The sequence below is a fragment of the Stenotrophomonas sp. C3(2023) genome, assembly GCF_032911385.1.
Classification (GTDB): Bacteria; Pseudomonadota; Gammaproteobacteria; order Xanthomonadales; family Xanthomonadaceae; genus Stenotrophomonas.
Map to the genome: position 1 here is coordinate 3,388,775 of NZ_JAWJLO010000001.1, position 24,101 is coordinate 3,412,875.

Annotated in this window: 21 protein-coding genes; 14 read left to right on the top strand and 7 right to left on the bottom strand. The window is 69.3% G+C overall.

Annotated elements, in window-relative coordinates; translation table 11 throughout:
* The first annotated feature begins 1 nt into the window (after position 1).
* Entirely contained in the window at positions 2-883 is an 882-nt protein-coding gene (gene bioC / locus RZA67_RS15050) for a malonyl-ACP O-methyltransferase BioC (protein ID WP_317213532.1), read from the top strand.
* A gap of 37 nt (positions 884-920) precedes the next feature.
* Here the strand turns inward: bioC and RZA67_RS15055 are convergent, their stop codons facing one another.
* A complete protein-coding gene (locus RZA67_RS15055; protein WP_317213533.1) occupies positions 921-1,526 on the bottom strand; it encodes a YdcF family protein in 606 nt (201 codons plus the stop codon).
* Entirely contained in the window at positions 1,511-2,473 is a 963-nt protein-coding gene (locus RZA67_RS15060; RefSeq protein WP_317213534.1) for a pyridoxal-phosphate dependent enzyme, read from the bottom strand. The genes RZA67_RS15055 and RZA67_RS15060 overlap by 16 nt, the downstream gene beginning before the upstream one ends.
* Positions 2,474-2,627: 154 nt before the next feature.
* Here RZA67_RS15060 and RZA67_RS15065 point away from each other — a divergent pair, with 154 nt between their 5' ends.
* The 10 genes from RZA67_RS15065 to RZA67_RS15110 all read left to right on the top strand — a co-directional run bounded on the left by RZA67_RS15065 (position 2,628) and on the right by RZA67_RS15110 (position 14,566).
* Positions 2,628-3,155, top strand: coding sequence for a hypothetical protein (locus RZA67_RS15065; protein WP_317213535.1), 528 nt, complete (start codon positions 2,628-2,630; stop codon positions 3,153-3,155).
* A gap of 480 nt (positions 3,156-3,635) precedes the next feature.
* Positions 3,636-5,519, top strand: coding sequence for a tRNA uridine-5-carboxymethylaminomethyl(34) synthesis enzyme MnmG (gene mnmG / locus RZA67_RS15070; RefSeq protein ID WP_317213536.1), 1,884 nt, complete (start codon positions 3,636-3,638; stop codon positions 5,517-5,519).
* Positions 5,520-5,713: 194 nt separating this feature from the next.
* On the top strand, positions 5,714-6,988 hold the full coding sequence (locus tag RZA67_RS15075; RefSeq protein ID WP_317213537.1) for a glycoside hydrolase family 88 protein: 1,275 nt from the start codon (positions 5,714-5,716) through the stop codon (positions 6,986-6,988).
* 59 nt (positions 6,989-7,047) lie between these two features.
* The gene (locus RZA67_RS15080; RefSeq protein ID WP_317213538.1) at positions 7,048-7,578 is read left to right on the top strand and encodes a gamma carbonic anhydrase family protein; all 531 of its coding nucleotides are present in this window, start codon (positions 7,048-7,050) and stop codon (positions 7,576-7,578) included.
* 133 nt (positions 7,579-7,711) lie between these two features.
* A complete protein-coding gene (locus RZA67_RS15085; RefSeq protein ID WP_317213539.1) occupies positions 7,712-8,404 on the top strand; it encodes an RDD family protein in 693 nt (230 codons plus the stop codon).
* Positions 8,401-9,411: a stage II sporulation protein M gene (locus RZA67_RS15090; RefSeq protein ID WP_317213540.1), complete on the top strand. Its 1,011-nt coding sequence runs from the start codon at positions 8,401-8,403 to the stop codon at positions 9,409-9,411. Before RZA67_RS15085 ends, RZA67_RS15090 begins: the two co-directional genes overlap by 4 nt.
* Entirely contained in the window at positions 9,401-11,050 is a 1,650-nt protein-coding gene (locus RZA67_RS15095; protein WP_317213541.1) for a DUF4129 domain-containing protein, read from the top strand. The genes RZA67_RS15090 and RZA67_RS15095 overlap by 11 nt, the downstream gene beginning before the upstream one ends.
* Positions 11,047-12,243, top strand: coding sequence for a DUF4350 domain-containing protein (locus RZA67_RS15100; protein ID WP_317213542.1), 1,197 nt, complete (start codon positions 11,047-11,049; stop codon positions 12,241-12,243). The genes RZA67_RS15095 and RZA67_RS15100 overlap by 4 nt, the downstream gene beginning before the upstream one ends.
* Positions 12,240-13,268 (top strand): MoxR family ATPase, encoded by a 1,029-nt coding sequence (locus RZA67_RS15105; protein ID WP_317213543.1) that lies wholly within the window; start codon positions 12,240-12,242, stop codon positions 13,266-13,268. The genes RZA67_RS15100 and RZA67_RS15105 overlap by 4 nt, the downstream gene beginning before the upstream one ends.
* Complete coding sequence (locus RZA67_RS15110; protein ID WP_317213544.1) at positions 13,265-14,566, top strand: DUF58 domain-containing protein; 1,302 nt, start codon at positions 13,265-13,267, stop codon at positions 14,564-14,566. The genes RZA67_RS15105 and RZA67_RS15110 overlap by 4 nt, the downstream gene beginning before the upstream one ends.
* 99 nt (positions 14,567-14,665) lie before the next feature.
* Here RZA67_RS15110 and RZA67_RS15115 read toward each other — a convergent pair whose 3' ends face one another.
* Both RZA67_RS15115 and RZA67_RS15120 read right to left on the bottom strand, forming a co-directional pair.
* Positions 14,666-15,844 (bottom strand): glutathionylspermidine synthase family protein, encoded by a 1,179-nt coding sequence (locus RZA67_RS15115; protein WP_317213545.1) that lies wholly within the window; start codon positions 15,842-15,844, stop codon positions 14,666-14,668.
* 4 nt (positions 15,845-15,848) lie between these two features.
* Positions 15,849-16,421, bottom strand: a complete 573-nt coding sequence (locus RZA67_RS15120) for a DUF1190 domain-containing protein (RefSeq protein ID WP_317213546.1) — start codon at positions 16,419-16,421, stop codon at positions 15,849-15,851.
* A 208-nt stretch (positions 16,422-16,629) separates the two neighbouring features.
* On the opposite strand from RZA67_RS15120, the gene ilvD reads away from it, so the two are divergent.
* Positions 16,630-18,468, top strand: a complete 1,839-nt coding sequence (gene ilvD, locus RZA67_RS15125; RefSeq protein WP_317213547.1) for a dihydroxy-acid dehydratase — start codon at positions 16,630-16,632, stop codon at positions 18,466-18,468.
* Between the two features lie 36 nt (positions 18,469-18,504).
* Positions 18,505-19,143, top strand: coding sequence for a hypothetical protein (locus RZA67_RS15130; RefSeq protein ID WP_317213548.1), 639 nt, complete (start codon positions 18,505-18,507; stop codon positions 19,141-19,143).
* Between the two features lie 403 nt (positions 19,144-19,546).
* Here the strand turns inward: RZA67_RS15130 and dinG are convergent, their stop codons facing one another.
* The 3 genes from dinG to aroE form a co-directional block, all read right to left on the bottom strand.
* Positions 19,547-21,649, bottom strand: a complete 2,103-nt coding sequence (dinG, locus tag RZA67_RS15135; protein ID WP_317213549.1) for an ATP-dependent DNA helicase DinG — start codon at positions 21,647-21,649, stop codon at positions 19,547-19,549.
* A 281-nt stretch (positions 21,650-21,930) separates the two neighbouring features.
* Positions 21,931-22,278 carry a hypothetical protein gene (locus RZA67_RS15140; protein WP_317213550.1) on the bottom strand — a complete coding sequence of 116 codons (348 nt, stop codon included), beginning with the start codon at positions 22,276-22,278 and terminating at the stop codon, positions 21,931-21,933.
* Between the two features lies 1 nt (position 22,279).
* Positions 22,280-23,125 carry a shikimate dehydrogenase gene (aroE, locus tag RZA67_RS15145; RefSeq protein ID WP_317213551.1) on the bottom strand — a complete coding sequence of 282 codons (846 nt, stop codon included), beginning with the start codon at positions 23,123-23,125 and terminating at the stop codon, positions 22,280-22,282.
* A 65-nt stretch (positions 23,126-23,190) separates the two neighbouring features.
* Here aroE and RZA67_RS15150 point away from each other — a divergent pair, with 65 nt between their 5' ends.
* Entirely contained in the window at positions 23,191-24,069 is an 879-nt protein-coding gene (locus RZA67_RS15150) for a hypothetical protein (protein WP_317213552.1), read from the top strand.
* Positions 24,070-24,101: the final 32 nt, after the last annotated feature.

Consider the following 24,101-nt stretch of genomic DNA (forward strand, 5'->3'; position numbering starts at 1 on the left):
GATGTCCCGCTTCGACCCACATCACGTCCGCCGCGCCTATGGTCGCGCGGCCCACAGTTACGACGACGCCGCTGCGCTGCAGCGCGAGGTGCGCCAGCGCCTGATGGAATCACTGGATTACCTGGAGGCGCGCACGCCGCAGGTGGTGCTCGACGTCGGCGCCGGTACCGGACATGCCAGCGCGCAGATGCGCAAGCGCTGGCCCAAGGCGCAGGTGATCGCGCTGGATGTGGCCGCGCCGATGCTGCAGCAGGCAAAGCGCCAGGCCGGCTGGTGGAAACCGTTCCAGCGCGTCTGTGCAGATGCGGCCGCGCTGCCGCTGGCTGACAACAGTGTCGATGTGATCTTCTGCAACCTGTGCCTGCAGTGGTTGGATGATCTGCCGGCCGTGTTTGCCGGCTTCCGTCGTGTGCTCAAGCCCGGCGGCCTGCTGCTGTGCTCCACTTACGGGCCGGAAACGCTGGTCGAGTTGAGCGAGGCGTTCGCCCGCGATGACAGCGCGCCACACGTAAGCCGGTTCCCGCCCATCGCCCAGTTCGGCGATGCGCTGATGATGGCCGGCTTCCGCGACCCGGTACTGGACCGCGACCTGTTCACGCTGACCTATGCCGACCTGCCGGCGCTGATGCGCGAACTGCGCGCGCTGGGTGCCACCCATGCGGCCACTGACCGCCGCCGCACCTTGACCGGTCGCGGCCGGTTTGCCGCCGCAGCGGCAGCCTACGAGCCGCTGCGGCGTGCCGATGGCACGCTGCCCAGCAGCTGGGAGGTGCTGTACGCGCATGCCTGGGCGCCCGAACCGGGTGCGCCGATCCGCGAGCAGGGCAGCGACGTGGCGGCGGTGCCGGTCAGTGCGATTCCGATCCGGCGCAGGACACCCTGAGGCAGCGCTGCGTGAATCAGCGGGGCAGAGCCCCGCTCTACGCTAACAGGTCGCGATGGAAGAAATAGACTTCCTGCAGCAGGAAGCGCCAGCTGGTGTGGAAGCTGCGGAAACGGGTGCTGGGTGTCGATGACCCCAGCGCCTCGATCCCCAGGCCGCGGCTCAGGCGCAGCGCGCGCGCCATGTGCAGCGGGTCGCTGACTATGATCACCCGGTGCAGGCCACGCTGCTCCATCAGCCGCTTGGCTTCCACCAGGTTCTGCTCGGTGTTGCGCGAGGCCGTCTCGATCAGGATGGCGTCATCGGGAATGCCTTCGCGCAGCGCGTAGCGCCGGGCCACCTGCGATTCGGAAAAGCGCGCGCCGCTGCCACCATAGCCGCCGGTGAAGATCAACAGTGGCGCATAGCCGGCGCGGTAAAGATCCAGGCCATGACGGATGCGCTCCTGGAACACCGGTGACGGCTTGGCATCGTAGGCGGCCGCACCGAGCACGATGATCGCATCGGCATTGCTGGCCTGGTCGCGCTCGCCGACCCAGAAGATCCAGGCGATCACCCCCAGCAGCCATGCCAGCAGCAGCACCAGCAGGCGCCAGGTCCAGAGCAGCAGGCTGGGCCGTCGGCGGCTCATGCAGGCCTCCACGGCAAGGCATCAAGGTCGACATTGCCGCCGGACAGCACCAGCCCGATGCGCTGGCCGGCAAACCGCGCCGGCTCGGCCAGAACGGCAGCCAGCGCGATCGCCGAGGACGGCTCGACCACCTGCTTGGTGATCTGCCACAGCAGGCGCATCGCCTGCACGGTCGCCGCATCGTCCACCGTGATGACCTCGGCGCCGGCAGCACGCAACACCGCGAAATTGGGCGCGCCCAGCGTGCCGCGAAGCCCGTCGCAGACAGTGTCCGGCGTGAACTCCAGGCGCAGCGCGCCGGCGGCCAGCGAGGCGGCGGTATCGGCGGCACCGCTGGGCTCGGCCAGCACCAGCCGGGTCGTCGGCGCGTATGCCCGCAGGGCCAGTGCCGTTCCGGCCGCCAGGCCGCCGCCCCCGACCGGCACCACCAGCACGTCAAACGGCCCGTCGGTGCCCAGCAGTTCCAGCGCGGCGGTGCCCTGCCCGGCCATCACCTGCGCGTCGGCATACGGATGGACCACGCGTGCCCCGGTCTCGGCCTGCACCTGCGCGCACAACTGCTCGCGGGCGGCAATGGTCGGCGCGCAGCGCCACAGGGTGGCGCCGTGGCGCACTATGTTGGCCAGTTTGGCAGCCACCGCCCCTTCGGGCACCACCACATGGCAGGCGATGCCACGCAGACGGGCGGCCAGCGCCAACGCCGCGCCATGGTTGCCGGAAGAATGGGTGACCACGCCGTAGGCGGCCTGTTCCGGCGCCAGCGCCATCACCGCATTGCACGCGCCCCGGAACTTGAAGGCCCCGCCGCGCTGCAGGTGCTCGGCCTTGAAGGCCAGCCGTGCGCCGGACAGGGCATCCAGTTCGCGCGAGCGCAGCACCGGGGTCAGCGCGGCATGCGACGCCAGGCGCGTGGCGGCAGACAGCACATCAGCAGCGGTGGGCAGCGGCAGCTCGTTCATCCAGCAAGATTAACGTATGGCCCGCTGGCCATGGCGGCGGCCAACGTGCCAGCATGACTCTCGTGCGCCGCCATTCATGCTGTGTAAGGTGGATTAAGGGCTGATTCAATGCCCCGGCCGGAAGCTGGACGCCAAACCCCAGGGGGCCTCTGTCATGAAAACTCGCCTGTTCCTTGCCGGTGGCCTGCTGTTGGCCCTTACCGGCTGTGCATCCTATGACTATGTCGGCGGTGGCGGCGGCGGTGGCTACTACCACGGCGCCCCCTCGACCGAGTACCGCTATCCCTACGGCTACCCCTCGGCCTACCCCTATGGGTACGGCGGTTATTACGGTGGTGGCTACTACGGCAACGGTTACAACTACCCGATCTATCGCCCGGTGCGCCCGGTGCGTCCGGTGCGTCCGCCGCCGCATGGTGGTCACACGCGCCCGCCGGTGGTTCGTCCGCCGGATCATGGCCACCGGCCGCCGCCGCGACCGCCGCGCAACAATGGTGGCGCACCGTGGCGCAACATGGATTCAAACGCACCGCGTCCGCGCCCGCCGGAAAACCGTCCGCCGCCGCAGCAGCGTCCGCCGCGTCCCGCTGCCGCTCCGGCACCGCGTGCGCAGCCGCCGCGTTCGATGGGTTCGCCGGCGCGGAATATGAACCGTGCCACAGAACGGAGAGTTGAACCCTGACAACCCCTTGAACCTTCGACACTGAACGTTCAAGCTAGCCGCACAGTGACGCGCTGCGTCGCAAAGTGACACTGCAGCGTCCCATCGGTTTCCATGCCGATATCCGCCAGGAACCTCTGGATCCCCCCTGTTCCGGCCCTGACGGATGTCGGCACCCATAAAGCCAAGGCCCCGCATTGCGGGGCCTTGGTGTTGTCAAGCCGTGTAGATCGCGCATAAAAACAGGGCCGACAGTCCCCCGACTGTCGGCCCCTGGCTTCCCCTTCGTGCATCTGGACCGGCCCCTGTTCCAATTCCGGCCCTGCACGCCTGTCGGCGCGGATCACGCTGGGTGCTATTGGGTTATCTGCAGTAATCGTGCCAACTTTAGGGTCGATTTCGCTCCGGCCCTGCGCACGGCGCCCGGCACCACTCCGATTGGCGCTAAAATCGCCACCCTACGGCGCCCTGGCGCCTGCCCGCCCCTGATTGTCATTGCCCATGAGCCCCTCCTTCCATCGTTACGACGTCATCGTCATCGGCGGCGGCCATGCCGGTACCGAAGCCGCGCTGGCGGCTGCCCGCACCGGCGTGCGCACCCTGCTGCTGACCCACAACATCGAGACCGTCGGTGCGATGAGCTGCAACCCGGCCATCGGCGGCATCGGCAAGGGCCACCTGGTCAAGGAGATCGATGCGCTGGGCGGGGCCATGGCCCATGCGGCAGACCGCGCCGGCATCCAGTGGCGCACGCTCAATGCCTCCAAAGGCCCGGCCGTGCGCGCCACCCGCTGCCAGGCCGACCGCAACCTCTACCGCATGGCAATCCGCCAGATCGTCGAAGCGCAGCCCAACCTGACCGTGTTCCAGGCGGCCGTGGATGACCTGGTCATCGAGGGCGACGCGGTGCGCGGTGTCATCACCCAGACCGGCCTGCGCTTCGACGCCGCCGCGGTAGTGCTGACCGCGGGTACTTTCCTGGCCGGCAAGATCCACGTCGGCCCGACCCAGTATGCCGCCGGCCGCATGGGTGACCCGCCGGCCACCACGCTGGCCACGCGTCTGCGCGAGCGCCCCTTCCAGGTGGACCGCCTGAAGACCGGTACGCCGCCGCGCATCGATGGGCGCTCGCTGGACTACAGCCTGATGGACGAACAGCCGGGCGACACGCCGCGGCCGGTGATGTCCTTCCTCGGCTCGGTGGACGAGCACCCGGCACAGGTGAGCTGCTGGATCACCCACACCACCGGGCAGACCCACCAGATCATCCGCGACGCCCTGCACCGCTCGCCGCTGTACAGCGGGCAGATCGAGGGCATCGGCCCGCGCTACTGCCCGTCGATCGAAGACAAGGTGGTGCGTTTTGCCGAAAAGGCCAGCCACCAGATTTTCGTCGAGCCCGAGGGGCTGGGCATCATCGAGATCTACCCCAACGGCATTTCCACCTCGTTGCCGTTCGACGTGCAGCTGGAGATGGTGCGCAGCATCCGCGGTTTCGCCAACGCGCACATCACCCGCCCGGGTTACGCCATCGAGTACGACTTCTTCGACCCGCGCGGCCTGAAGGCCAGCCTGGAAACCAAGCTGGTCAACGGCCTGTTCTTCGCCGGCCAGATCAACGGCACCACCGGCTATGAGGAAGCGGCCGCACAGGGTCTGCTGGCCGGCCTCAACGCGGCGCGCCAGGTGCGTGGCGAGGAGGGCTGGTGCCCGCGTCGCGATGAGGCCTATCTGGGCGTGCTGGTGGATGACCTGATCACCCATGGCACCAACGAGCCCTACCGCATGTTCACCAGCCGCGCCGAGTACCGGCTGCAGCTGCGTGAGGACAACGCAGACCAGCGCCTGACCCCGGCCGGTCGCGAACTGGGGCTGGTCGACGACCGCCGCTGGGCGGCGTTCGAGGCCAAGCAGGCGGCGGTGGCGGCCGAGCGCGCCCGCTTGGGTGCGCTGTGGGCCACACCGGCCAATGCGCTGGGCCGCGAGGTCAATGAAACGCTGGGTGTGGCGGTCAGCCGCGAAACCAATGTGCTGGACCTGATCAAGCGACCGGAACTGGATTACGCCACGCTGATGCAGGTGCCGTCGCTGGGCCCGGCGGTGGCCGATGCCAAGGTGGCCGAGCAGGTGGAGATCGGCATCAAGTACGCCGGCTACCTCGAACGCCAGCGCGAGGAGATCGCACGCCAGCAGCGGCACGAGGCGACGCCGATCGCGGCGGGCTTCGACTATGCGACGGTGCGCGGGCTGTCGGCAGAGGTACTGCAGAAGCTGGAGCGCGTGCGGCCGGAGACGATCGGCCAGGCGCAGCGGATTCCGGGCATGACGCCGGCGGCGATTTCGCTGCTGCTGGTGCATCTGGAACGCGCCCGCCGCGTAGCGTGACCTGGTTGCCCGGTAGGTGACGACCGTTGGTCGTCACGATCCTGTGTGTTGCCGGGCAGAGCCCGGCCCTACGCGTTCGATTGCCCGGTAGGTGACGACCGTTGGTCGTCACGATGTTGCCTGTCGCGGCTGCCGCTGGTCTTGCCGGCGCTTGGCGCCACACTGGCCGTGTGTGCTCGCACCGGGGCTGAGAGATGGAACGCCGTTGTCGGGTGGTCGCGTGTTCGGCGCTGTTGCTGCTTGCGGGGTGTGCTGCCGCGCCGCCGCCGGACAGCATCTGCGGTACAACCTTCCAGGGACGTACGCCGCTGCAGTGGGCGGTGCACATCGCCGATGCCGAGATGGACAGCAAGGGCGGAACGCCCGAGCACCAGCCCGGCCAGCGTGGGCGGCTCGGCAAGGGCACCGACTACGCCAACGCATTCTGGGCGATGGCCCTGCTGCGGCTTGCGGTGGCCACCGGCGATGAACGCTACCGCCGCTATGCGCAGGCCATCGTCAGCGAGGTGGTCGACAGTGCCGGCGGCGACGGCCACCGGCCTGTGCCTGCATCGATCGGCTTCAACCAGATGCTGACCGGACGTGTGCTCATCGATGCGATGGAACACGATGCCGATGCGCGGCTGGTGCAGGCCGCGCATCGCTTCCGGCGTGCACTGGATGCCCTGCCGCGCACCACCGAAGGCGTGTATGCCTATCACCCCGGCAACATCATCGCCGATGGGCTGTACATGACCCTGCCGTTCCAGGCGCAGTACGCGCTGCGCTTCGGCCGTGGCGAGGACCGCGACGACGTGGTGCGCCAGCTGCGCGTCAGCCAGCAGCGCCTGTTCGATCCGGTGGTCGGGCTGCCGCGTCATGGCTGGGACGAGACCGGCCACGAGCGGTGGGCCGATGCCCGCAGTGGGCGCTCTCCGGGATTCTGGGGCCGCGGTGCCGGCTGGTTCATGATGACGGTCAGTGACACGCTGGATTACCTGCCCTTCGGCTATGACCGCGAGCGTGCGCAGCTGGTGCAGCAGCTGCGCGCACTCACCGCCGCGCTGCCGCGCTGGCAGCACCCGCGCAGCGGGCTGTGGCACCACGTGCCGGACAAACCCGGGCACGCCGGCAATGTGCTTGAAACCTCGTCCACCGCGATGTTCACCTACGTGCTGGCCAAGGGCATCAACCGCGGGCATCTGGATGCCGGCCTGCGCCGCACGGCCCACGCCGCCTATGCGGGGCTGCTGCGTCACCGCCTGCAGGTGGATGCAACGGGCCGGCCCCACCTGCTCTACGGCAGCAACGTGGCCAGTCTTGGCAAGGTGCCGGGCCAGCCCGATCCACAGGTGTACCGCGATGGCTCATGGGCGTACTACATGAGCGAGGGCTTCAGTGCGGACAACCCGCACGTGATCCCCGCCTTTGTCATCGCTTCGATCGAGATGGACCGGCTGGTGCAGACCGCCAGGTGTGACCCGCGTTGAGTCGGCGCACGTCGCAGACGGTTATCATCGAGGCCACTGACGATGCTGCCGGAGTAGCGATGACCCCCCTGCGCCCTTTCCGCAACACGATGCCGGTACTCGGTGAACGGGTCTATGTCGATCCCGCCTGCACGATCATCGGCGACGTAGAGCTGGGCGATGATGTCTCGATCTGGCCGGGGACCGTGATCCGCGGCGACGTCAACCACGTCCGCATCGGCGCTCGCACCAATGTGCAGGACGGTACCGTCATCCACGTCAGCCATCACAGCCCTTACAACAAGGCAGGCTTTCCGACGCTGATCGGCGAAGGTGTCACCATCGGCCACGGCTGCATCATCCATGCCTGCAGCATCGGTGACTACAGCCTGATCGGCATGGGGGCCTGCATCCTCGATGGCGCCCGCGTGGAAAAGCATGCTTTTGTCGGCGCCGGCGCGGTGATCGGGCCGGGCAAGGTGGTGCAGACCGGCGAGCTGTGGGTCGGCAACCCGGCACGCATGACCCGTCGCCTCAGCGACCGCGAGATCGAGTCACTGCGGTACTCGGCCGATCACTATGTACGGCTGAAGGACGAATACCTGGCGTGATCGGCTGCAGGCAGGCCATTGCAGGTGCTGACCTGCTAGAGTCGGGCTCCGACCAGGACGCAGTCGAGAGCCCCATGCCCGTGGCCGCATGCCGGAGAGGACCCCGGCGCCCCCACCCGGCCGTGTCACACCCATGAGTGACGCGACCATGCTGGACACCTACCGCGAAGTGATCACGCCCGAAGGCGTGCCGCTGCAGTTGCCAGCGGCCGGCCCGGTGCCGCGCGCGCTGGCGTGGCTGGTCGACCTCGGCATCCGCTTTTCAATGATGGTGGTGATGGCCATTCCGCTCGCGCTGCTTGGCGACTTCGGCCGCGGCATCAATCTTGCGGCGATGTTCCTGCTGCTGTGGGGCTATCCCATCGTGCTTGAAGCGGTATGGGGCCAGACCCTGGGCAAGCGCGCGCTTGGCCTGCGTGTGGTGGCCGCCAACGGCGCACCGATCGGCTGGAGCGCCGCGATCGCGCGCAATCTGCTGCGCACTGTGGACATGCTGCCGGTGGGCTATGCGATTGGCCTGCTCAGCTGCCTGTTCGATGCCCACAGCCGCCGGCTGGGTGACATGGCGGCCGGCACGCTGGTGGTGCACGTGGACAGGCTGCCGCCCCCGCCTGCGGTCGGCATCGACAGCGCATTGCCGTTGCCGCAGCCGCTGCGTGCCGAAGAACAGGCCGCGGTCATCGCCTTCGCCGAGCGTGGCCCGCGCCTGTCGCCTGCGCGCCAGCAGGAACTGGCCGCCATTGCCGAGCCACTCACCGGTGCCACCGGCCAGGTGGGTGTGCTGCGCCTGTACGCCATGGCCAACGGTCTGCTGGGGCGGCAATGAAGCAGGAACAGTTTGTCGCCCGTCACCAGCAGGAATGGCTGGCACTTGAACAGTGGCTGGCGCGCGCGCCCACGCGGCGGCGCCGGCGCCGGCAGGCGCCCGCTGCGGCAGCGCCGAGCAACGTGCCGGTGCTGGAAGATGCAGCGCTCCCGCAGCACTACCGCCGCCTGTGCCAGCAGTTGGCGCTCGCGCGCGAACGCGGCTACAGCCCACAGCTGGTGGCGCGCCTGCAGCAGCTGATGCAGCAGGGCCACACCGCGCTGTACCGCACGCCGCCTTTCAGCTGGCGCACGGCGCTGGCGTTCCTGCTGGCCGGCTTCCCGCGCCTGGTGCGCAGCCAGGCCGGCAGCATGTGGGCGGCGCTGGCGATGTTCGCCGTGCCGCTGATCGCCAGCTTCGTGCTGGTACAGCTCAAGCCCGAGCTGATCCACCTGCTGATGGACAACGCGCGCATTACCGAGATGGAGCGCATGTACGACCCCGCCGCCGAGCGTCTGGGACGTGACAGCGGTACCGACTGGATGATGTTCGGCTACTACATCATGAACAACATCAGCATCGGCCTGCGCACCTTCGCGCTGGGCCTGCTTGCCGGCGTCGGCACCATCGCGGTGATGCTGTTCAACGGAGTCGGCATCGGCGCGGTGGCCGGCCATCTGCAGCACATCGGCCACGGCGGCCCGTTCTGGCAGTTCGTGGTCGGGCATGGGTCGTTCGAGCTGACGGCCATCGTCATTGCCGGCGGCGCCGGTCTGCAGCTGGGCATGCGGGTGCTTGCCCCCGGCCGCCAGCGCCGCATCGACGCGCTGGTGGATGGCGGCCGGATCGGCGCGCGGCTGTGCCTGGGCGTGGCGGCGATGCTGCTGGCGGCGGCCTTCATCGAAGCGTTCTGGTCGTCCATCGCCTCGGTCCCGGCGTGGATCAAGTTCAGTGTGGCCGGCGTGCTCTGGACGCTCGTGCTGGGGTGGCTGGCGCTGGGCGGCCGCGGAGGCACCCATGCAGATTGAACAGCTCGGCGTGGTGCTGCGCGAGCGCAGCGCATGGCAGGCCATGGAGCTGGGCACCGCGCTGGTGCGCCGACGCGCGCAGGCGGTATGGGGCGCCTGGCTGCTGGCCAGCCTGCCGCTGCTGGTGCTGGCCAACGGCCTGGCGCTGTGGCGCGGCACCGGCAGCATGGCGGCGCTGCTGGTGATGTGGTGGTGCAAGCCGCTGTTCGAACGTGTGGTGCTGTACGTGCTTTCGCGCGATGTCTTTGGTGAGCCGGTGACCGCCGTGCAGGCGCTCAAGGCCCAGCGGCACTGGGGCGGCAACGGTTTCTGGGGCTACCTGGGCTGGCGTCGGCCCAGCCTGCTGCGCAGCGTGTGCCTGCCGGTGAACCTGCTTGAGGGTGCGGCTCCTGCCCTGCGTGCACAGCGCCGGCGCGCGGTGCTGGCCGATGCGCTGGGGCCGGCGGTGATCCTGGCCGGCGCGTGCATGGTGTTCGAGGGCGTGCTGTTGCTCGGTGGCCTGCTGGCAATCTTCATGTTCGTGCCGGTGGACCTGCTGTCCGATTCCTGGCACGCCGCGTGGCAGCTGATCAGCGTGGACACACCGCTGTGGGCGAAGATCGCCTTCAATGTGTTGTGCTGGATCGCGGCCAGCATCGTTGGACCGTTCCATATCGGCGCCGGCTTCGGCCTCTACCTCAACCGCCGCACGCAGATGGAAGCCTGGGATGTGGAGCTGGGTCTGCGCCGCCTGCGCGAACGCCTGCGCCAGGCCGCACCGCTGCTGGTGCTGCTGCTGGCGCTGGGTTCGCCGCTGCTGTCTTCTCCGCTGCAGGCCCAGAGCCGGACCGCGCAGGTGCAGGCGGACAGCGCACCGGCAGAGGAAGAGGACGGCGGCACCGACGATGCGGCGATGGATGCTGACGACAGTGCGCAGCGCCATGGCCGCACGCCACAGCACGCCGACAGCCCAGCGGGCATCTTCGGCGACCTGACGCCGGTGGATACCGCCGGTTTCCGCCAGGCGGTGCAGCGCGCGTATGAAGACCCGCTGCAGCGGCCCACGCGCACGGTCACCCGCTGGGAGCCCAGACCCAAGGCGCCGCAGGATGCCGCGCCCGAGCGTGACCTCGGGCCGCTGGGCGAGCTCATCCGCACCCTCGCCCAGGGCGCGGCGACGTTCATGGCCATTGCCGGCGAATGGCTGCTGTGGGGGGTGCTTGGCATTCTGCTGCTGATCCTGGCGCTGACCGCGCGGCGCTGGCTGCCGTGGCTGCGTGTCGGCAAACGCGTGCGCAAGGCGCCGCCCAGCGCCGTAAAGGAAGATACCCTTGCGCTGCCCGAGCAGCTGCCGCCGGACATCGCCACGCGCGCCCGTGCGCTGTGGGCGCAGGGTCTGCCGCGGCAGGCACTGGCCCTGCTGTACCGCGCCAGCGTAATGGCGGTCGAGCAGCGCAGCGCCGTGAACCTGCCGCCGGGCGCGACCGAAGCGGAGGTGCTGCGGCTGTCGCGGCGCATGAGCGATGCGCGCGACCGCGAGCTGTTCGCCGCCATGGTGCGCATGTGGCAGTACGCCGCCTACGGAGACCAGCTGCCGGATACCGCCTCCTTCGAGACACTGGCCGGGGCGCTGCAGGCCCAGTACCGGTGGCCGGCATGAGCGCGCGCGCCGGGTGGATGCTGGTCAGCGGTGTGATCGCACTGGTTGCCGCGCTGGTGGCGCTGTTGTTCCTCGGCACGCACGAGCGCGTGACCACCACCGAGGTGCTGCCACCGCAGGGCGAGGCCCGCTACAACCCGCTGTACGTACTGGGCCAGGCCCTGCGCGCGGACCGCCAGACGGTGCACTCGCGACCGACCCTGGACATGCGCGCGATGGCGCCGGCGGCCGGCGATACCATCGTGCTGCTGCAGGACCCGGGCGAGCTGGTACCAGCGCAGGCCGATGCGCTGCTGGCCTGGGTCGAGCGCGGCGGGCACCTGCTGGTGCGCACGCCCCCGCCCGGCGAGGATGCGCAGCGCGCCGAACCGCGTCTGCTGGCACAGCTGGGTGTGCAGAGCATCGGCTACGGCGCCAACTGCCAGTACTTCGATGTGGCCGATGATCCGGGCCACGTGGAGTTCTGCGAAGGGCGACGCTTCGGCCTGGACGAGGATGCCGCCGCACGCACCGAGGTCGACTGGCGCAGCACAGCGGGCCGGGTGATGGTGCGCCTGGCCCGCGGCCAGGGCAGCGTGGATGTGCTGGCCGACATGGAGTTCATGAAAGGCCGCCCGGACAAAGGCAATGTGTTCGAGCGCGCTGCGCGGGAACGGGAGGCGCTGGACCAGCCACGCGATGGGCTGTATGACCGCGCGCATCGCGACCTGACCCGTTACCTGCTGCAGCCCAACTATGGCAAAGGCACGTTCTGGCTGGTCTACGCCGGCCGCCCACCGACCCTGCTCGCACGGCTGTTCCATCAGGGCTGGCCGGTCTGGGTGCCGCTGCTGCTGGCCCTGCTCGGCTGGCTGGCGATGCGCGCGCAGCGTTTCGGCAGTGAACTGCCCAGCCCGCCCGAGGCGCGCCGTTCGCTGCTCGAACACGTGCATGCCAGCGGCATTCTGCTGTTACGCCGACGTCAGGGCCCGGCCCTGCATGCCGCGATGCGTACCCTGGTGCTGCGTCGCCTGCAGCGGCGCGCGCCGGTGGCCGCCGCGCTGCACGGAGCCGCGCAGCACCAGGCCATCGCCGAGCTGCTGAGCTGGCCGGTCGAGCGCGTGCGCACCGCGCTGGCCGACCTCCACGACCACAACGCGTCCGCCCTGGGCGAACGCATTTCCCTGCTGCTTCAGATGAGACGCCTGCTATGACCGAACAGGAAAGCCCCGTTCCCCCGCCGCTGGGCGCCGTGCCGCCGCCGTTGACCCCGCTGCACCCCGGCAGCGCCGCGCTGGTCGAACGCGTGGATGCGATCCGTGAAGCGGTCGGTCGTGCCTTCATCGGCCAGCCCGAGGTGCTCGACCAGATCCTCACCGCCCTGCTCGCCGGTGGCCACGTGCTGATCGAAGGCGTGCCCGGGCTCGGCAAGACCCTGCTGGTGCGTGCGCTGGCGCAGGCACTGGAGCTGGACCATGGCCGCGTGCAGTTCACCCCGGACCTGATGCCCAGCGATGTCAGCGGGCACGCCGTCTACGACCCCAAGAGCGAGAGCTTCAGAATCCGCCGCGGCCCGGTGTTCACCCACCTGCTGCTGGCCGACGAGATCAACCGCGCACCGGCCAAGACCCAGTCGGCGCTGCTGGAAGCCATGCAGGAAGGCCAGGTCACCATCGAGGGCAAGTCGTTTCCGCTGGCCGCACCGTTCATGGTGCTGGCCACACAGAACCCGGTGGAGCAGGAGGGCACCTACCCCCTGCCCGAGGCACAGCTGGACCGCTTCCTGCTCAAGGTGATCATCGATTACCCGGCACTGGAGGACGAAAAGCGCATGGTCGATGCCATCACCACCGGCCGCAGTGCCGGCGATTTCGACCTGAGCCAGGTGGCCCGCGTGCTCAATGCCGGTGACGTGGTGGCCCTGCAGCAGGCCACGGCGTCGATCCGGGTCGACCCGGAAGTCATCGACTACGCAGTGCGTATCGTGGCTGCGACCCGGCAGTGGCCCGGCATCGCACTCGGTGCAGGCCCGCGTGGCAGCATTGCCCTGGTGCGCGCCGCACGTGCGCAGGCCCTGTTGAGCGGCCGCGATTTCGTCACCCCCGATGATGTACGCGACGTGGCCCGGCCAGCGCTGCGTCACCGTATCGCGCTCGCCCCTGAACTGCAGATCGAGGGCCAGGGCAGCGACCAGGTGATCGCCGCCCTGCTGGCCAAGGTGGAAGCTCCCCGGCAATGAGGCCGGCGCCGCTGCTGCTGGTGATGCTGCTGCTGTGGGCCGCCGTGGGCGGTGCTGCCGTAGCGGGCTGGCTGCCCCTGTGGAGCTGGCCTGTCGCCGGTGGCGCCATCACGTTGTTGGCGGCAACCGACCTGCTGCGGCTGCGGCTGCAGCCTTCTCCGCGCCTGCAGCGCCAGCTGCCTGACGTCCTTGCGCTGGGCGTGCGGCGCACGGTGCAGCTGCAGGTGGAAAGCAGTCGATCGCAACATCTGGATCTGTTCGACCTGGTGCCAGGGGGCTGGCAGTGCGACGGGCTGCCGCGCCGGGTGCAGGTGCGTCCGGGCACCATGGCAAGCGTTGCGTATCACGTGCAGCCGCGGCAACGGGGCGAGGCGGAGTTCGCTGGCGTGCACGTGCGGCTGCACTCACCGTGGCGGCTGTGGCGTCAGCGCCGACTGCTGCCGCCGGCGCTGAAGGTGCGGGTGTTTCCCAACTTCGCGCCGCTTGCCCGCTTTGCTGTGTTCAGTGCCGAACAGGCGTCGCGACTGGTCGGCGCGCACCTCAAGCGGCGCCGTGGCGAAGGCACGGATTTCCACCAGATGCGCGAGTACCGCGTCGGTGACAGCCTGCGCCAGATCGACTGGAAGTCGACCTCGCGCGCCGGGCGGCTGATCTCGCGCGAATACCAGGACGAGCGCAACCAGCAGGTCGTGCTGATGATCGATACCGGTCGCCGCATGCTGGCCAGCGAAGGCGGGCTGACCCACTTCGACCACGCGCTCAACGCAGCGCTGGTGGTGGGCTATCTGGCGCTGCGCCAGGGCGATGGTGCCGGTCTGTTCGCCCGCACGCAGCAGGGCACGCGCTGGGTGGCGCCGCAGCGCGGGCTGGGCACCCTGCAGCAGCTGCTGCAGGCCAGCTACGACCTGCAGCCGCATGCGGTGGCCACCGATTTCCTGGCTGCTGCCACCGCGCTGACGCAGCGGCAGCCACGGCGCGCGCTGGTGATGCTGGTGACCAACGTGCGCGACGAGGACATCGACGACCTGCTCGGCGCGGTGCGCCTGCTGCAGCGCCGCCATCTGGTCTGCGTGGCCAGCCTGCGCGAGCAGGAGCTGGAGCAGGCGCTGGAGGTGGAGGTCGATGGACCCCAGCAGGCAGCTCAGGCAGCAGCGGTCGCGCTGTACCTGGAACAGCGTGCCAAAGCACACGACGCCCTGCGCGCCGAGAAGGTGATGGTGCTGGACGTCACCGCCGACGCCTTGCCGGCCGCGCTGGTGCAGCGTTATCTGGCGGTCAAGCGCGAAGGACTGTTGTAGCGCCGAGCCTGCGGTCGGCTGCTCTCCGTCCAGATCGCGCTGGCCTCACTGCGCTGCGCGCGGCGAGCCGACCATGGGGTCGGCTCTACCAACGGACAGTCACACGTAGATCTGCGTCGGCGCTTCGTCGATGATGGCGTGCGGAACAAAACGGGCGCTGTCCCGGGTGATCGCGCTGTCATCCTCGCGGATGCCGATGCCACAGGCGTGGTCGCCGATGACCCAGCTGCCGATCAGCGGATAGCCGCCGTCAAAGCGCGGCAGCGGGTGCGCACGCTGGATGATTGCCGGGCCGTCGTAGGGACCTTCACTGCGCTGCCGGCTGCCATCGGCCAGGTGCATGTCGATGTTCGCGCCTTCGCGCGAGAACAGCGGCTTGCGCACCCAGCCGGCGGCCAGCGTGCTGCCATCATCGAAGTGCGCTTCGAGCAGATTCGGGTGACCCGGATGGCGCTGCCACAGCAGCGGCAGGATGCCCTTGTTGCTCAGCACCGCTTTCCATGCCGGCTCCAGCAGCTGCAGGCCCGAGCTTGGCAGGGCCTGACCGAACTCCTCGGCCATCAGGTCTTCGAGCGGGTACAGCTTGAACAGGCTGCCGATCACCGTGTCGTCCACTGCAGTGAAGCGGCCGTCCTCGGAAAGCCCGATGTCCTCGATGGCGATGCCCTCGCCATGCAGCCCGGCCTGGGCCGCACAGTCACGCAGGTAGTCCACCGTGCCGACATCTTCCTGCGAGCTGCCCACGGCGCTGAAGTACAGCGGCGGCGGCAGCCGCGAGGCGAGTTCGGCAAAGCGCTCCACCAGTGCTTCATGCATGCCGTTGAACTGGTCCGCATGTGCAGGCAGGCGCCCGGCGTTGCGCTGGTCCTCCAGCCATTGCCACTGGAAGAAGCTCGCCTCGAACAGCGAGGTCGGGGTGTCGTAGTTCAGCTCGTACAGCTTGGCCGGCCCGGTGCCGTCGTAGGCCAGGTCGAGCCTGCCGTACAGATGCGCGTGGCGTTGACGCCAGCTGTCAGCGATCCAGTCGCGGTACTGCGCGGGAATGGCGAGCTGGTCCATCAGCTGCTCGCTGCCGACCACCTCGTCCACCAGCCCCAACGCCATCTGGTGCAGCTCGGCGCTGGGGTCTTCGATGTCCTGCTCGATCTGGCGCAGGGTGAAGGCGTAGTACGCCGTTTCATCCCAGTACGGCTGACCGTCGATGGTGTGGAAGCGGAAGCCGGCTTCCTCCGCGCGTGCCCGCCACTGGGCACGCTCGGCAATGCGTACGCGCTGCATCCGATCAGCCGCCGACGCTGTTGTTGCTGCGGCGGGCGCTGGTGCTGCCGAAGCCGCTGCGGCTGGCGGTGACGGCGCGGTTGGGCTGGGTGTTGACCGGCGCCAGGCCGGCCTTGCCCGCACCGATGCCACTGGCGGTGTTCAGGCCGCCGCTGCCACCCGGTGCCGGCCGTGCCCAGCCGGCGTTGCGGTCCTGGTAGGCCGGGCTGGCCGCCGGCGGCTGCTGGGCCAGGCCCGCGCGACCGCTGTTCATCATCTGCGACATGAAGAAGCCCATCATCATCGGGCCGATGAACGAGGTGCCGGCGCTGGTGCGCTGTTCCACGCACTGCTCGGCCGGGTATTCCTTCTCGCACTCGGCCTTGCTGGCGTATTTCGGCGCGGCATCGGCCGACTGCTGCTGGGCGGCAGCAAACGCAGTGCGGCATGCGGACGGGTCGGCGGTGGCCTCCGTGCATGCTTCCACCGAGGTGTAGAGGCCTTCCTGCACCTGCACCTGCTCGCTCTTCTGGCAGGCGGTGAACAGCAGCGGCGCAGCGCTCATCAGCAGCAGTGCGGTGGTGCGGGAACGTTTCATGGCGTCATGCCTCCTCGGATCAGTGCCCCATGATGCCAAATCCTGGCCAATAACCGTAATCAGCAAAGTGGGGAAGATGAACGGAAGCTTCATCAAGCACGTCGCGCGGGCGTCCCGCGGCGGCTGCGGTGGTTGCAGCAGCAACCGAGGAAATGCGCCATGATCGATTTACCCCCCTTGTTTTACGGCCCGTCCGTTCCGCCCGCACATGCCTGATTACCGCTCCCGCACCTCCACCGCTGGCCGCAACATGGCCGGCGCCCGCGCCCTGTGGCGTGCCACCGGCATGACCGACGGCGATTTCCACAAGCCGATCATCGCCATCGCCAACTCGTTCACCCAGTTCGTGCCCGGGCACGTGCACCTGAAGGATCTGGGCCAGCTGGTCGCGCGCGAAATCGAACAGGCCGGGGGCGTGGCGAAGGAGTTCAACACCATCGCGGTCGATGACGGCATCGCCATGGGTCACGACGGGATGCTGTATTCGCTGCCCAGCCGCGAGATCATCGCCGATGCGGTGGAGTACATGGTCAACGCGCACTGTGCCGATGCGCTGGTGTGCATCAGCAACTGCGACAAGATCACCCCGGGCATGCTGATGGCGGCGCTGCGGCTGGATGTGCCGGTGGTCTTCGTTTCCGGCGGGCCGATGGAAGCGGGCAAGACCCGGCTTGCCGAGCACAAGCTGGACCTGGTCGACGCGATGGTGGTTGCCGCCGACGACAGCGCATCGGACGAAAAGGTCGCTGCGTACGAGCGCAGCGCCTGCCCGACCTGCGGGTCGTGCTCGGGCATGTTCACCGCCAACTCGATGAACTGCCTGACCGAAGCGCTGGGTCTTTCGCTGCCGGGCAACGGCACCACGTTGGCCACCCATGCCGACCGCGAAGCCCTGTTCCGCCGCGCCGGGCGCCTCATCGTCGAGCTGTGCCACCGCTGGTACGGTGGCGAGGACCCGCGCGCGCTGCCCAGCGGTATCGCCACGCAGGCGGCCTTCGCCAATGCGATGACCCTGGACATCGCCATGGGCGGCTCGACCAATACCATCCTGCACCTGCTGGCCGCCGCGCAGGAAGCGGGCGTGGCGTTCGACCTGGACGACATCGATGCGCTGTCGCGGCGCGTGCCGCAGCTGTGCAAGGTGGCGCCGAACACGCCGAAGTACCACGTCGAGGATGTGCACCGCGCCGGCGGTGTGTTCGGCATCCTCGGTGAGCTGGACCGCGCCGGCCTGCTGCATACCGACGTGCCGACGGTGCACAGCAGCACCTTGGCCGACGCGCTGCAGCGCTGGGACGTGATGCGCAACGACGACGCCACCCTGCACACGTTCTTCAGCGCCGGCCCGGCAGGTGTTCCGACCCAGCAGGCCTTCAGCCAGGCCACGCGCTGGCCATCGCTGGACCTGGACCGAGCCGAAGGCTGCATCCGCTCGCTGCAGCATGCCTACTCGCAGGAAGGCGGCCTGGCGGTGCTGCGCGGCAACCTTGCGGTGGATGGCTGCGTGGTCAAGACCGCTGGCGTGGATGAGTCCATCCACGTGTTCGAGGGCGTCGCCCGCGTGTTCGAAAGTCAGGATTCGGCCGTGGCCGGCATTCTGGCCGACCAGGTGCAGGCCGGCGATGTGGTGGTGATCCGCTATGAAGGGCCCAAGGGCGGCCCCGGCATGCAGGAGATGCTCTACCCGACCAGCTACCTGAAATCCAAGGGCCTGGGCAAGCAGTGCGCCCTGCTCACCGACGGGCGCTTCTCCGGCGGCACGTCGGGGCTGTCGATCGGCCATGTATCGCCCGAGGCCGCCAGCGGCGGTGTGATCGGGCTGGTGGAGGACGGCGACCGCATCCGCATCGACATCCCGGCCCGTCGCATCGACCTGCGGGTGGATGAGGCCACGCTGGCCGCGCGCCGCGCCGCCGCCGATGCGCGCGGCTGGAAACCGCGGGAGCAGCGCCCGCGCAAGGTCACCAGCGCACTCAAGGCCTACGCCCTGCTGGCGACCAGTGCCGACAAGGGCGCGGTGCGCAACACGGCCCTGCTGGGAGAGTGATGCGGGGGCCAGCGCGGCGGTGCCACTTGCGGTACGGTGGCCTCGGACATCGACAGGGAGTGGGTGATGGTGCTGACCGGATGGATGCTGAGCGCGGCGATGGCCCTGACGCCTGCAGCAAGCGCGCCGCCGGCGGCCGCTGATTGCCAGGTTGACCAGGCGGCGATGCTGGCGCTGCCGCTTGAAGCGTTCGACCAGGACATGGAAGGCGGCTGGCGTGCGTTGGACAACCGCGGCTGCTCGCGCGAAGCAGCCGAGCTGATCGCCGCCTACCGGCGGACGCCGGCCAATGTGGGGCAGAACCTGCTGGCCTGGCACGAGGCGCAGATCCGTGCCGGGCTTGGACAGACCGCCGAGGCCGTCGCGCTGATGCGCCAGTCCTACCGCCCGGCGGAGAACAACAAGGCCGGCTGGAACCTGTATGTGGACGGCAGCATTGCCTTCCTGCAGGGTGACCGCGCGGCGCTGCAGCAGGCGCGCGACGCGCTGGCGGTGCTGCCGCCACCGGAGGGCATCACCGTGGTGGAGGGCCACTTCATGCTCAAGGACGGCGAGCGCGAGCACCGCATCGCGTGGCCGCCCAATCTCAACGTGCTCGACGCCCTGCTGCGCTGCTTCGGCCAGCCGTATGGTGAAGCCTACGGCAGCCAGGCCTGCCGCACCCCGAAGAAGTAGCGCCGAGCGCGGCAGGGCAACCGCGATCTGTCTCTGGTAGAGCCGACCCCATGGTCGGCTCACCGCGCGCAGCGCGGCGGCGCCACCGTGATCTGCACGGAGAGCAGCCGCCGTTAGCGCCGGGCACGTGGCACGCAGAAGCCGTGACGACCAACGGTCGTCACCTACCGGATCCCGGTGCGCGTCGATGATCCCGTTGCCATTGCGCAGCGCGGCACCGCCACCGTGACCTGCCTTTGGTAGAGCCGACCCCATGGTCGGCTCACCGCGCGCAGCGCGGCGGGGCCACCGCGATCTGCACGGAGAGCAGCCGCCGACAGCGCCGGGCAGGTGGCACGCAGAAGCTGTGACGACCAACGGTCGTCACCTACCGGATCCCGGTTCCGATCCCGGTCCCGGTGGCTCAGCCGATCACTCGCTTGAATGGCGGCAACGCGTCGATGATGCGCTTGCCGTAGCGCCGCGTCAGCAGACGCGAGTCAAGAATGATCACGCGCCCGGTGTCGGTGGAGGTACGGATCAGGCGGCCGGCAAACTGGGTCAGCGTGCGCAGCGCGTGCGGTATGGCGATCAGGTTGAAGGCGTTGAGCCCGCGCGCTTCGAACCATTCGCTCAGGGTGGCGGTCTGCGGGTCGGTCGGCACCGCGAACGGCACCTGGGTGATCACCACCGTGGTGCACGCCTCACCCGGCAGATCCAGACCTTCGCCGAACGAGTTCAGGCCGAACAGCACCGAGCCCTCGCCCGCTGCGACCCGGCGCAGGTGCTCGTCGATCAGCCGTGTCTTGGACATTTCGCCCTGCACCAGCACCTGCTTGCGCTTGGCCGCTGGCATCAGGCCGGCCACCTTTTCCATCTTCCAGCGCGAGGTGAACAGCACCATCGAGCCCTTGCGCCAGTCCAGCTCCTTGCCGAGGTAGCGCGCCACCTCACGCGGATGGCCTTCGCGGTCGTCCGGGGTCACCGGGAACGGCGGCACGATCAGCTCGGCCTGGTTGGGCAGGTCGAACGGCGAGGACAGCGAAACCATCTCGGCCTCCGCAGGGATGCCGTTGTCGATGGCCAACGACTGGAAGTCGCCACCGCCGGTGAGCGTCGCCGAGGTCATCACCACCGAGTCCACCTCATCCCACAGCAGCTTGCGCAGCACGTGCGCGGCCGAGACCGGGGAGCCATGCAGCACGAGGTCGCCATCGCGGGTGGCAGTGATCCAGCGCGCCATCGGCGGTGCGCCGTCCTTGTCTTCGCGGCGCCACGCCTGCCACAGGTTGTACTGCCCCTCGATCATCTCCAGCGCCATGCCGAGGTTGCGCTGCAGGCGTTCGCGCGCAGCGTCGTCCTGCTTGCCCTTGGCGACCTGGGCGGTGGCCGCGTGCGCCCAGTTGAACAGGCTGCGGGTGTCATCGGCCAGCGCTTCGATCGGCTCGCGCCAGCTGTCCGGCAGGCGGCCATTGGCCGCGCGCCACATCGGCTCTTCGTCGGCCGGGGCCGGCATCCACACTGCTTCAATGTGGTCGCGGAAGGCACGCAGCTGCTTGGTGACGTTGGCCGCCACCTCGATCGCTTCGTTGGGCAGCAGATTGCCGAGCCGGTCCTCGTCCACCGCGCGGTACGCGCCGGCGATCAGGATCTGCAGGCGACCGGTGCGCTTGGCCATCTCATCCAGCGCCAGGCTGGCCGCTCCCTGGTCGATGGCGACGTTGCCGATGTGGTGGCCTTCGTCCAGCACCAGCAGCATCTCGCCCGGCGGGGCGATCAACGGCTGACCGTTGTCACTGTCGCCGATCGACAGTGCCGACAACAGCAGGGCGTGGTTGGTGACCACGATCTGCGCGTCACGCACCGTGTTGCGCGAGCGCAGGACCGGGCACTGCGCCGAATACGCACAGCGACGCCCGGCACAGCCCGAGGCCGGCGTGGTGATGCGGCTGCGCAGGCCGGGGCTGATGGTTTCCGGGGCGTTGTCGATGTCACCGTCCCAGCTGCCGCTGGTGAACGCCTGCGTCAGGCGGCCGGCGATGTCCATCTCGATCGGCGCCAGCGGGCGGTCGTAGAGCGGTGCCTCGTCCTCGAACATGCCTCCCTGCGCGCCCTCGCCCTGGGCTTCAGCGGCGTTGCGCGTGCACAGGTAGCGGGTGCGCCCCTTGGCCAGCGCAATGGTGGCCTCCAGGCCGGTGGCCTTGAGGAAGTTGGGGATATCGCGCTCGACCAGCTGCGACTGCAGCGCCACGGTGCCGGTGCTGATGACCAGCTTCTTCTTGCTGGCCAGCGCGATGGGCACGCCGGCGGTGAGGTAGCCCAGACTCTTGCCGACGCCGGTCGGCGCCTCGACCACGCCGACGCCGCCACTATGCGCCAGCGCGCGCGACACCACGCCGATCATCTGGCTCTGCGAGCGGCGGGTGGCAAAGCCGGGCGTATTGGCCTGCAGGGCGCTGTACGCCTTGCGGATCGCGTCCTTCAAGGCGTCATCGAGTTTGCGCGGGGCAGCGACGGGTTCGGTCACGCCAAGGGTACCGTGATGCATCAGGCTGGTTATTGTCGCATGGCCGGGCATGCGGCTCATGACCGCCAGATGGCGCGCGGCGGGAGGGGCAGGCGCTGCCGCAGGTGGGTGCGGGTGGACGCGGGTGGCGGGGCGAAGTGCGTGCCCCATGCGGACGGATGGCCTGGTCCACGATGAGCCCGGCAGGTGACGACCGTTGGTCGTCACGCGCCTGCTCCGGCTTCTGCGGTGGCCCACGGCGTGATGACCAACGGTCGTCACCTGCCGGAGCTGCGGGAGGGTCAGCCGCCAGGCTGGCGCAGGGCGCGGGTCAACGCCCACACCACCAGCACCAGGCCAAAGGCATCGGCCAGGTTGAGCGCAAACCGTGCCATGCCCAGTACCTGGGTCAACGACGAAATGGAGGCGAAATCACCGCGGCCGACCAGCCACAACGGCAGCGCCGACAGCGCCAGACCCAGCAGGCACGAGGCGCCCAGCAGCGAAAGCCCCACCAGCGCGCCGGTGCGTGCCGCGGTGCGCGGTGCACCAACGGCCAGCACCAGCCCGGCGGTCACCGCGATCAGCACCGGCAGCTGCACCACCACCAGGCTCAGCAGGGTCATCAGCAGGTTGGTGTCGGTGTTCATCTCAGGCGCCGTCGCTCAGGCTTGCCGCGCCAGTGCGCAGGGTCTGGTAGACCGCGTCGGTCTGCGGGCGCACTTCATGCCACTGCTGGAAACTCTCGGCCGCCTGTTCGACCAGCATGCCGAGGCCATCGATGACGTTGCGGCACTCGGCTGCGCGTGCCCAGGCCAGGAAGGCGATGGCGGCTTCGCCGTAGTTGAGGTCGACCGCGGCGGTCAGTGAGTTCACCAGCGACAGCGGCAGCTTGAACTCGGCGTCGCGGTCGCGGCCGGCCGAGGTCGCATTGATGATCAGCTCGAAGTCACCCAGCTCGCGCAGGTCGTCCCAGTAGCGGCTCAGCGCGCGGCCCGGCTCGCCCATGGCGTCGATCAGTTCATCGGCGCGCTCCGGCGTGCGGTTGACCACCACCAGCTCCAGAATGCCGGCGTCGAGCAGGGCCGGTGCCACGCTGCGTGCCGAACCGCCTGCACCCAGCAGCAGCACGCGGCGGCCACGCAGGTCCAGACCATGGCGGTCGGTGAGGTCGCGCACCAGGCCGATGCCGTCGGTGGTGTCGCCATGCCAGCGTTCGCCCTTGCGCAGCAGGGTGTTGACCGAGCCGGCGCGGCGCGCGCGCGCGGTCAGCGTGGTGCACAGCGCGAAGGCGGCTTCCTTGTGCGGCAGGGTCACGTTGGCGCCCACACCGCCGTCGGCCGCGAACGCCTCCAGGGCGTCCTCGAACTGGCCCGGTGCAGCGTCGATGGCGCGGTAATCCACCGTGATGCCTTCCTGGCTGCCGAAAGCCGCGTGGATCTGCGGCGAGCGGGAATGGGCGACGGGGTGGCCAAAGACGGCGTAGCGATCGGTCATGGAATCCTCGGTTGGTTCGGTGGGACGCCCTACACTGGACGGCCCCGCCCTGCTGGACCCGGACCATGCGATCTGCCCTGCCCCTGCTGGCGTTCACTGCCAGTCTACTCTGTGCCCCTGTGGCGATGGCGTTGAATGAATACGGCATTGAAGGCATGGGTGTGGTCTCCACGCGCGCTGACGAGGGCCGCGCCAGCGTCGCCGCCGATGGACAGTCCATCGTGTGGGCCAGCACCCGTGAGGGCGCCGACAAAGGCTGGAACCTGTGGCAGGCGCGGCTGATCGATGGACGCTGGCAGCAGCCGCAGCCGTTGCCGCTCAACTCCAGCGGCGACGACATCGATCCGTACTTCAGCCATGACGGCCGCTGGCTGCTGTTTGCGTCCGACCGCGACGGTGCGATGGCGCTGTACCGCGTGCCGGTGTCAACCGAGGGCGCACTGGGCGAGCCCGAACGGCTGCCCGCGGCCGGGACCACGCGTAACGCGGTGAGCGAGCGCGCACCAGCGCTGAGTCGCAATGGACGCTGGCTGCTGTCGGTACGCGCGCCGGGCCGTGGCCAGCCAGCGCAGTTGTGGGTGAGCGCGCTGCAGGGCGCCCGGCGCGGGCTGGCCCAGCCGCTGTCGGCCTTGGGCGGCGATGACGGCGTGGATGGGGCGGACTGGCTGGGCAACGACGGCGCCGTGGTGTTCACCCGCGGCACCGCCGGGCAGCGACAGTTGTGGACCAGCGCCTGCGCCTGGAGCGGTGAGGCCACCCAGCCGCTGGCGCTGTCGTTCAACACCGCGCAGGGCCGCACGCTGGCGCCGGTCGTCGATGCGGCCAAGCCGAGCGAGCTGCTGCTGGTCAGCAGCAGCGCCCGGGCGCCGCGCGCCGGCGGCCTGGATGTCTATCGCATGCTCGCGCCGCAGCCACGCGCCGCGCAGCCGTGCCGGCCCGGCTGAGGCGCTGCCCTGCCGCGCTGCGCGCGGTGAGC

Excerpts from the sequence above, each read along its gene's own strand:
- bioC (WP_317213532.1), top strand. The coding sequence starts at position 2 with ATGTCCCGCTTCGACCCACATCACGTCCGCCGCGCCTATGGTCGCGCG.
- RZA67_RS15060 (WP_317213534.1), bottom strand. The coding sequence starts at position 2,473 with ATGAACGAGCTGCCGCTGCCCACCGCTGCTGATGTGCTGTCTGCCGCC.
- RZA67_RS15065 (WP_317213535.1), top strand. The coding sequence starts at position 2,628 with ATGAAAACTCGCCTGTTCCTTGCCGGTGGCCTGCTGTTGGCCCTTACC.
- mnmG (WP_317213536.1), top strand. The coding sequence starts at position 3,636 with ATGAGCCCCTCCTTCCATCGTTACGACGTCATCGTCATCGGCGGCGGC.
- RZA67_RS15075 (WP_317213537.1), top strand. The coding sequence starts at position 5,714 with ATGGAACGCCGTTGTCGGGTGGTCGCGTGTTCGGCGCTGTTGCTGCTT.
- RZA67_RS15080 (WP_317213538.1), top strand. The coding sequence starts at position 7,048 with ATGACCCCCCTGCGCCCTTTCCGCAACACGATGCCGGTACTCGGTGAA.
- RZA67_RS15085 (WP_317213539.1), top strand. The coding sequence starts at position 7,712 with ATGAGTGACGCGACCATGCTGGACACCTACCGCGAAGTGATCACGCCC.
- RZA67_RS15090 (WP_317213540.1), top strand. The coding sequence starts at position 8,401 with ATGAAGCAGGAACAGTTTGTCGCCCGTCACCAGCAGGAATGGCTGGCA.
- RZA67_RS15095 (WP_317213541.1), top strand. The coding sequence starts at position 9,401 with ATGCAGATTGAACAGCTCGGCGTGGTGCTGCGCGAGCGCAGCGCATGG.
- RZA67_RS15100 (WP_317213542.1), top strand. The coding sequence starts at position 11,047 with ATGAGCGCGCGCGCCGGGTGGATGCTGGTCAGCGGTGTGATCGCACTG.
- RZA67_RS15105 (WP_317213543.1), top strand. The coding sequence starts at position 12,240 with ATGACCGAACAGGAAAGCCCCGTTCCCCCGCCGCTGGGCGCCGTGCCG.
- RZA67_RS15110 (WP_317213544.1), top strand. The coding sequence starts at position 13,265 with ATGAGGCCGGCGCCGCTGCTGCTGGTGATGCTGCTGCTGTGGGCCGCC.
- RZA67_RS15115 (WP_317213545.1), bottom strand. The coding sequence starts at position 15,844 with ATGCAGCGCGTACGCATTGCCGAGCGTGCCCAGTGGCGGGCACGCGCG.
- RZA67_RS15120 (WP_317213546.1), bottom strand. The coding sequence starts at position 16,421 with ATGAAACGTTCCCGCACCACCGCACTGCTGCTGATGAGCGCTGCGCCG.
- ilvD (WP_317213547.1), top strand. The coding sequence starts at position 16,630 with ATGCCTGATTACCGCTCCCGCACCTCCACCGCTGGCCGCAACATGGCC.
- RZA67_RS15140 (WP_317213550.1), bottom strand. The coding sequence starts at position 22,278 with ATGAACACCGACACCAACCTGCTGATGACCCTGCTGAGCCTGGTGGTG.
- aroE (WP_317213551.1), bottom strand. The coding sequence starts at position 23,125 with ATGACCGATCGCTACGCCGTCTTTGGCCACCCCGTCGCCCATTCCCGC.
- RZA67_RS15150 (WP_317213552.1), top strand. The coding sequence starts at position 23,191 with ATGCGATCTGCCCTGCCCCTGCTGGCGTTCACTGCCAGTCTACTCTGT.